This is a genomic window from Heminiphilus faecis (assembly GCF_008728965.1).
Classification (GTDB): Bacteria; Bacteroidota; Bacteroidia; order Bacteroidales; family Muribaculaceae; genus Muribaculum; species Muribaculum faecis.
This window is the reverse complement of sequence record NZ_VSMC01000033.1, coordinates 20,452-28,562: the sequence shown is the minus strand read 5'-3', so window position 1 is coordinate 28,562 and position 8,111 is coordinate 20,452. Positions and strand designations below refer to the sequence as shown.

Here is an 8,111-nt window from a genome sequence, read left to right as displayed (position 1 = left end):
ATAGAGAATTAAAAGGGTAAAATAAAATTGACCCCTAACACCAGGACTTTAAAGGGTCAATCATATTATGGCCAAGGTGGGTAAATTCTGTTTGGCCAAAAGGGTCAAAGTAGAGTGGCTTTTCCAGTTTGCAAAATTAACTGATATAGAGTAATTTGTAGGTATGCAAAACGTAGCGGAACCACGAATAGGAATCACAGATGCCATCCCGGAGCCTATATTTCTTCGCAATGCCAGAGAAAATCGCTAAATTTGCAGTAGCAAAGATGCCTGACAAGCGGGTTCTATGACATAAGACAGGGATAATCATCCATCGGCAAAACCGTCTTCAAGACCGGATTCCGAATAGGAAAAAGGCAACGGATAGGTAGCGATTCTATCTCCTAACCCTTCCAAAAACCGAATTTTCCGCCGAAAGCACCATTCGGACGAACAACGCCGATCTCTCCTAACTCTCAACACATTACTTTATTCCCCATTTATTGCCATAGTCTCGCGAATTCTTCGTATCTTTGACTCAAATTTCATTATTGCATTAACATACTATTATTCAGTAACGCCATATGTACAGGAGTAAGACATGCGGAGAACTCCGCTTGAGCGATGCCGGCAGCGAGGTCACAATTGCCGGTTGGGTTCAGCGTGCCCGTAAGATGGGTGGCATGACATTTGTAGATCTGCGTGACCGCTACGGCATAACGCAAGTCGTGTTCAATAACGAGACTGACGCCGACCTCTGCGAGGCCGCCAATCACCTCGGCCGCGAGTATGTGGCTCAGGTGACGGGCACAGTAGCCGAGCGCTCAAGTAAGAATCCCAATCTACCTACCGGTGACATTGAGATTATCGCCCGACGGTTTACCGTACTTAATCCTTCTGAAGTGCCGCCGTTTACTATAGAGGACGATACTGACGGAGGCGACGATCTGCGTATGAAATTCCGTTATCTTGATTTGCGCCGCAGTTGCGTCAGGAAAAATCTCGAGCTGCGTCATAAGATGACAATGGAGGTGCGCCGCTACCTTGACAGCAAAGGCTTCCTTGAAATTGAGACTCCCATGCTGGTTGGGTCAACACCAGAAGGTGCTCGCGACTTTGTTGTGCCTTCGCGTATGAATCAAGGCCAGTTCTACGCTCTCCCGCAGTCGCCCCAGACTCTTAAACAGCTTCTTATGGTGTCAGGCATGGACCGCTATTTCCAGATTGTGAAATGCTTCCGCGATGAAGACCTGCGTGCCGACCGTCAGCCTGAATTCACTCAGATAGACTGCGAGATGAGTTTCGTGGAGCAGGACGATATAATCAATCTGTTTGAGGGCATGGCCGTGCATTTGTTCAAAGAACTTCGCGGGGTTGACCTGCCGCAGCCTTTTGTGCGCATGCCGTGGGCCGATGCCATGAAGTATTACGGCAGCGACAAGCCCGACTTGCGTTTCGGCATGAAGTTTGTCGAACTGATGGATATAATGAAGGGCCACGGTTTCGGTGTGTTTGACAACGCCGCCTATGTCGGTGGTATCTGTGCTCCCGGCGCGGCTACATACACCCGCAAGCAGCTCGACCAGCTTACCGACTACGTAAAGCGTCCGCAGATAGGCGCAAAGGGCATGGTATACGCTCGTGTAGAGGCCGACGGCACCGTGAAGTCGAGTGTCGACAAGTTTTACTCGCAGGAGGTGCTTCAGCAGATGAAATGTGCCTTCAATGCCAACCCGGGCGACCTTATTCTCATTCTGTCGGGCGATGATGTCATGAAGACCCGCAGACAGTTGTGCGAGCTTAGACTTGAAATGGGACGTCAGCTCGGTCTGCGCGACAAGAATAAGTTTGCTTGTCTTTGGGTCGTTGATTTCCCCATGTTTGAATGGAGCGACGAGGAGCAGCGCCTTATGGCCATGCATCATCCGTTCACTCATCCTAAAGATGAGGACATACCGCTGCTTGACACCGATCCGGCCGCTGTCAGAGCCGATGCCTATGACATGGTCATAAACGGCGTGGAAGTTGGCGGAGGCTCCATACGTATACATGACAGCAAGCTTCAGGCCAAGATGTTTGAGATTCTCGGTTTTACTCCCGAGCGTGCTCAGGAGCAGTTCGGCTTCCTTATGAACGCGTTCAAGTACGGCGCGCCGCCTCACGGAGGTCTTGCCTATGGACTTGACCGTTGGGTATCGTTGTTTGCCGGTCTCGACAGTATACGCGACTGTATTGCATTCCCGAAAAATAATTCAGGCCGCGACGTCATGCTCGATGCACCTGCGCCTATAGATCAGAAGCAACTCGACGAGCTCGCTCTTAAAGTGGAGCTTCCTGAAAAATAATATGTGACGCGGTGATAAAGATACGCGATATAATCAACGCCATAGAGCAGGTGGCGCCGCTTCCTTTGCAGGAGGACTATGACAATGCCGGCTTGCAGGTAGGTGATGCCGGTGCGTTATGTACCGGAGCTTTGCTTTGTGTCGATATCACGCCCGATATTATCCGGGAAGCTGTTGATCGTGGCTGCAATCTTGTATTGTCGCATCATCCGCTGCTGTTTAAGGGGATAAAACGCCTTACCGGACATACACTTCAGCAGCAGGCACTCATAGCTGCGGTTAAAAACGACATAGTCGTCTATTCGGCCCATACCAATCTTGACAGTGCGCCTGTGGAGGGTGTGAGCCGTGTGCTCGCTTCTCTTTTAGGCCTTTGTGATGTCGTGCCGCTTCAGCAGCTGACAGGAAAGACGATGAAACTGTCGGTTATGGTGCCTGAGGCGCATGCTGTAAAAGTCAGAGAGGCGATGTGGCGTGCGGGTGCCGGCAGAATAGGGTGTTACTCCGATTGCTCATTCTCTGTAAAAGGAGAGGGGACTTTTATGGCTCTTGACGGCGCCGACCCGTACGTAGGCCGTATCGGAGAACTGCATCATGAGCCTGAAACACGCATTGACGTCATGCTTCCGTCGTGGCTGCGCGACAAGGTGGAGCGTGCCTTGTTGGAGGCACATCCTTATGAGGTGCCGGCATATGAGTTTGTGCGGTTGGACAATCCGTTGCCAGCCGGTCTTGGCGCGGTTGGCCGATTGCCGTCTCCTGTTGATGCTAAGGCACTTGTGGCCAAAGTAAAGGACGTATGCTCGTCACCGGTGGCAAGGTGTACACGGTTGCCCGACAGCGCCATTGAACGAGTGGCTGTATGCGGCGGTTCAGGCGGCTCGCTGATAGGCGATGCCATAGCTTCGGGTGCACAGGCATTTGTCACTTCCGATGTCCGTTATCATGACTTTGTCGATTACCGCGATGACATTTTCATCATAGATATCGGCCATTATGAGAGCGAAATGTGCACAAAACAGATTTTTTATCATATAGTTAGCGAAAAATTTCCTAACTTTGCGCTCTATTACTCCGAATTAGAAAAAAATCCGATAAACTACTTGTAAGCAAATGGCTACAGACAAGAACAAAAACGAAGTACTCTCAGTGGAACAGCGTCTGAAATCGCTGTATGAGTTGCAGACAATTCTCTCCGAGATTGACCGCATAAAGACCATACGCGGCGAGCTTCCGCTGGAAGTCAAAGACCTTGAGGACAATATCGAAGGCCTTCGTACTCGTATCGAAAACTACCGTCGCGACGTGGAGGAGCTCCGCAAGAAGACGGTGATTGAGAAAGAAAAAATCAATGACTCGCAGTCTAAGATAGCACGCTACAAAGAGCAGCTTGACAATGTGAGAAACAACCGCGAGTTTGACCTGTTGTCAAAGGAAGTTGAGTTTCAGGCACTTGAAATCGAGCTTTGCGAAAAGCACCTCAACGAGTATGCCCGTGCCATAGACGCAAAGAACAGCGACATTGCCGCGACCGAAGAGCGTCTTACCGACAGCGAGCACATCCTTAAAGAAAAGAAGGCGGAGCTTGACGAAATAGTATCGGAGACCCGACAGGATGAAGAGCGTCTGCGCATACAGGCCAAGGAGATAGAGCCGCGCATCGACGAGCGTACCCTGAAAGCGTTTAAGCGCATACGCGACAACGCACGCAACGGTCTCGGCATTGTGTATATACAGCGCAATGCCTGTGGAGGTTGCTTCAACCGCATTCCGCCGCAGAAGCAGATGGAGATCAAGATGCATAAGAAAGTCATCGTATGTGAGTACTGCGGACGTATCATGATTGACCCTGAACTCGCGGGAGTAGCCGATGACGCGGTAAAATAATTTATCTTTAATTATTGATAGCGACTTTATTACCGCAAAATTTTGTCATCTCGAAAACTATATGTAATTTTGTCGCGCAATTAATAAAACTGAAACAAACAAAAACAAACATATAAAAATGATAATCGTACAAGTAAAAGAAGGCGAAAACATCGAAAAAGCTCTTAAGAAGTTTAAAAGAAAATTTGAAAAGACCGGCATCGTAAAGGAACTTCGTAGCCGTCAGGCATTTGAAAAGCCGAGCATCACTAACCGCAAGAAGATGATGAAGGCTGTTTACGTGCAGAAGCTTCGCATGGTTGAGGAATAAATCATAATTTCCCTCCTTTTTATTTGGTAAATTGACATAAAAGAGCTAAATTCGTAAACGTAGGTTTCACGGATTTGCCATGTTGGACTCTTTTATAACATATATACGGTGTGAGCTGAATTTTTCAGTTCACACCGTTTCCGCATATACCGGTGACCTACGCCAGTGGGCTGATTATGCTACCGGTGGTAAGCCGGAGGAGTTGCATCCCGAGGATGTCACTGCCGGTGACCTGAGGCTGTGGGTGGCAAAACTTGCGAAGGATGGCGACGGAGTCCGTACAATACGCCGTAAGATACAGGCTTTGAGAGCTTTTTTTCGATACCTTATGCGGTATCACGGACTTCGGGCCAATCCTGCAGCCGAACTTGCGCTTGCAAAGCCCGACAAGCCTCTGCCCGTTTATGTAAGGCAGCGAGAGACGGAAGAAATTCTTGACCAGCCGATAGATACCGATGATTTTACGAGTGTGCGCGACCGGCTGATAATCATGATGATATATACGACCGGGCTTCGGGCATCGGAGGTAATGGGGCTTATGGATGCCGATGTCGACACCGTGAAGGGTGAACTAAAAGTGCTTGGCAAGCGTAATAAACACAGAATAATTCCTTTCGGAGAAGAGTTGTCTGATATGATCACGTTATATCGCAATCGGCGTAGCGAGACAGTGCCCGGTATCGTTCATGAGTTTTTCGTTAGATCTGGCGGAGAGCCGCTCTACAGAAAGCTTATATACAATGTTGTCAATTCGGCATTGGCTGGGCATACGGTAGCGCAGCGACAGAGTCCGCATGTTTTGCGCCATTCATTTGCCACCGACATGCTCAATAACGGAGCCGACCTATATTCCGTACAGCAGTTACTTGGTCACCAATCGTTGGCTACAACGCAGGTGTACACCCATATAACTTATCGAGAACTAAAACAAAATTATCAACTCGCACATCCACGTGCTCTAAAAAAAGGAGGAGATCATGGAAGTAAACATTAAGTCAATCCATTTTGACGCAACTGAAAAACTGCAAGATTTCATCAACAAGAAAGTAAATCGTCTTGCGCGACACTACGAGAACATATCCAATGTCGAGGTTACTCTTAACGTCGTAAAGCCCGAGACTTCGATGAACAAGGAAGCAGGCATCAAAATATCGGTACCTCAGCAGGAGGATATATTTGCATCTAAAACAGCTGACTCGTTTGAAGAAGCGGTCGACCTGTGTCTTGAGGCACTTGAGCGTCAGCTCGAGAAGATCAAAAGCCGCAAGTAGACGTGCTCCGGTATATAGATTAATGTCCCGCCAATTATAGGTACATTATATAGGTTTATGCGGAGAGAGTGCCGGTTGGCGCTCTCTCCGTTTTTAATTGCGGCGGCGTGTCTATATACGCTCAAGTAGGAGTGTGGAGGGCTGCCATTTCGAGGCTGCATCCACAATCTCTACAAGTGCGGGCCAAGATGTTGCCGCTTCGACCTTGTGGTTATATCGTTTAAGTACTTTGACCGATACCTTGTCGCCGGTTTGCGACACTTCCACCCTGAATCTGCCTGCCGAATTGTCGACATTGCGTTCAAGTGACTTAAGGGTTTTGTCCGACACTCGATAGCCTTCGGGTATCTTTATCGCTATATCTGTGGCTATCTCGCGGGGCATGCTCATGTATACATCATCGGTGCGGGTGCGGTCAGAGGGTAGCAGCTCAAGTTGGTCGTTTATCAGTCGTCCCACCTGTATGATAAGATTATGTCCGGCATTCTTCACCATTTCGTCCATTACATATTCCAACCGGTATTCGAGCACCGGGTTTTTCGGATCGATGCCTGTCGACACAATCTCTCCGCTTCTCATCTCCATGGCATCGCGTCCGTGATAATTTTTTATCTCTGCCTTGAAGTCGTCGGTCTGTTGTCGCCGTCCGTCGGCATAGCGCTCTTCTCTTTCCGCCTTGGCTTTTTTGTTCTCACGGAATATACACTTTATGTCGACACGCGACAGCACGTCAATGTATTCTTTGTTCAGAGCCTCTTCGCTGAGTAGTTCCGATGATGATGATTTCATGCCGCCGTAGTCGCGTACTCTCCTGTCGATGACGAGGGCTGTTCCGTCGACCGAAGCGTTGACCTCGACAGCTTCGCGGTTTTCTTCGGGAGAGCACATTTTGAAGTCCACTATGGCTCCTTGTGTGTTTTTATTCTTCTTCAACTCTCGTTTGGTAGGTTTGAACTGGCCTTTTTCGCCTTGGAATATACCGGCTGTTTCGCCCGGAGCGTTATAATATCCGGCTGGGGGAAGATAATATTTTCCTGTATTTTCCACATATCCGAACCATAATATGTGAAACATGGTGCTAAGTGTGTCGAGCGGTTCGTAGAAGTCGGGAGTGACTATGCCGTATTTGACATCAAGACCGGTGGCTGCCGCGGCTTCATTGAACATGGTTATGAATTTGTAGGGATTCATATTGACACGCTTGGCACATACGCGATACGAAAGCATGTTGTAAAGATAGTCGCATATCTCATCATCGGTTATCAATCCTTTTTTACGCATGTTCTTAAGTTTGCCGGTCACATTTTTCCCGCCGTCAAAGTCAAGATTAAGCAGGTCTTTCACTATTTTTTCATTGTAAGACCCGTATTCGATATCTGTAAGTGCATCGTTTTTTATTATTGCCACAGACGGGTTGGACTGTACGCCGTCTTTACGTGCGCTTTTGGGTGTATATTGGTCCGACCGGCGGTTGTAGACACGCATCTGGATAATCGGCGATTGTCGCAGCGCGTTGTACCATAGACGTGGGGTTTTGGCCGATATGTCGGTCTGCTCCGTGTCAAGTATGAAGTTCTCATCTGCGTCACGTGTTATGCTGAAGTCCGGAGCGCCGTTGAGGGTGCGGTATTGTGTCGTAAGGTCATTGTCGATTTTGCAGTGCACCTTATAGTACATAACCGGATAGTCTTTGCGAAATACATAATCGATAGGATCGAGATGCAGGTTCTGTAACTGTGTCGATGTGTAGAAAAATACGTCAAGATTATCGCCGACCTCAAGTCCGGGCACGGCCAATTTCCGGCGTTTCTCCTCGCCCTTTTTGCCCTCCTCGACTTCAAGAAAGTCATCGGTGTCTACTTCAATCACCCGGCCGTCGGGTTTGATTATCTTGGCTCCAAGCACTTTGCGCACCTTTTCGTTGGCTTTGTAGGAGAGTCCGTCGCGCCAGTCTCGTTTGCCCATTATCGCAAAATCAAATTCCGAGAAGCGGTCGAGCGCATTTTTGTCATTTATGTGTATAAGCATTCTGTCCAGTTCATCGGCCCATATGCGTGCGCGGGTTGACGGTATCCATAGCTCAAAAGCCAATCCGGTTTTCTTTTCTGCCGCAAGGCTGCTGTACATGGCTATTATCACAGCCGATTCGTCTTTGTATTTTTCAGGTATATCCGTTACCTTAAATTCCGGTATATCCATCGAGTATACTTCGTTGCGTATACTTTCGGCAAACTTTTTATATTCGGCGACATCATCGGCTCTCAGTTGTGTCGCCCATAGGAGAGCCATACTCAGTATCAGCAGAGTCTTTTTCATTGC

7 protein-coding genes are annotated in these 8,111 nt (G+C 48.5%); 6 read left to right on the top strand and 1 reads right to left on the bottom strand.

The genetic code is table 11. The features are described from left to right. The first annotated feature begins 563 nt into the window (after nt 1–563). From aspS to hpf, 6 genes are all read left to right on the top strand, one after another. Complete coding sequence (aspS, locus tag FW767_RS11760; protein ID WP_121700193.1) at nt 564–2,324, top strand: aspartate--tRNA ligase; 1,761 nt, start codon at nt 564–566, stop codon at nt 2,322–2,324. Between the two features lie 11 nt (nt 2,325–2,335). After that, complete coding sequence (locus tag FW767_RS11755) at nt 2,336–3,433, top strand: Nif3-like dinuclear metal center hexameric protein (protein ID WP_205523908.1); 1,098 nt, start codon at nt 2,336–2,338, stop codon at nt 3,431–3,433. 4 nt (nt 3,434–3,437) lie between these two features. Continuing rightward, nucleotides 3,438–4,211, top strand: a complete 774-nt coding sequence (locus FW767_RS11750; protein ID WP_121700191.1) for a zinc ribbon domain-containing protein — start codon at nt 3,438–3,440, stop codon at nt 4,209–4,211. 118 nt (nt 4,212–4,329) lie between these two features. Further along, complete coding sequence (rpsU, locus tag FW767_RS11745) at nt 4,330–4,521, top strand: 30S ribosomal protein S21 (protein ID WP_121700190.1); 192 nt, start codon at nt 4,330–4,332, stop codon at nt 4,519–4,521. A 79-nt stretch (nt 4,522–4,600) separates the two neighbouring features. Beyond that, entirely contained in the window at nt 4,601–5,515 is a 915-nt protein-coding gene (locus FW767_RS11740) for a tyrosine-type recombinase/integrase (RefSeq protein ID WP_121700189.1), read from the top strand. Further along, a complete protein-coding gene (gene hpf / locus FW767_RS11735; protein ID WP_121700188.1) occupies nt 5,499–5,792 on the top strand; it encodes a ribosome hibernation-promoting factor, HPF/YfiA family in 294 nt (97 codons plus the stop codon). Before FW767_RS11740 ends, hpf begins: the two co-directional genes overlap by 17 nt. Nucleotides 5,793–5,903: 111 nt before the next feature. On the opposite strand, the gene FW767_RS11730 is transcribed toward hpf, so the two are convergent. Continuing rightward, nucleotides 5,904–8,108 carry a DUF3857 domain-containing protein gene (locus FW767_RS11730; RefSeq protein WP_121700187.1) on the bottom strand — a complete coding sequence of 735 codons (2,205 nt, stop codon included), beginning with the start codon at nt 8,106–8,108 and terminating at the stop codon, nt 5,904–5,906. Nucleotides 8,109–8,111: the final 3 nt, after the last annotated feature.

What these genes read in the sequence shown, in the direction of transcription:
- aspS (WP_121700193.1), top strand. Translation starts at nt 564, where the DNA reads ATGTACAGGAGTAAGACATGCGGAGAACTCCGCTTGAGCGATGCCGGC.
- FW767_RS11750 (WP_121700191.1), top strand. Translation starts at nt 3,438, where the DNA reads ATGGCTACAGACAAGAACAAAAACGAAGTACTCTCAGTGGAACAGCGT.
- rpsU (WP_121700190.1), top strand. Translation starts at nt 4,330, where the DNA reads ATGATAATCGTACAAGTAAAAGAAGGCGAAAACATCGAAAAAGCTCTT.
- FW767_RS11740 (WP_121700189.1), top strand. Translation starts at nt 4,601, where the DNA reads ATGTTGGACTCTTTTATAACATATATACGGTGTGAGCTGAATTTTTCA.
- hpf (WP_121700188.1), top strand. Translation starts at nt 5,499, where the DNA reads ATGGAAGTAAACATTAAGTCAATCCATTTTGACGCAACTGAAAAACTG.
- FW767_RS11730 (WP_121700187.1), bottom strand. Translation starts at nt 8,108, where the DNA reads ATGAAAAAGACTCTGCTGATACTGAGTATGGCTCTCCTATGGGCGACA.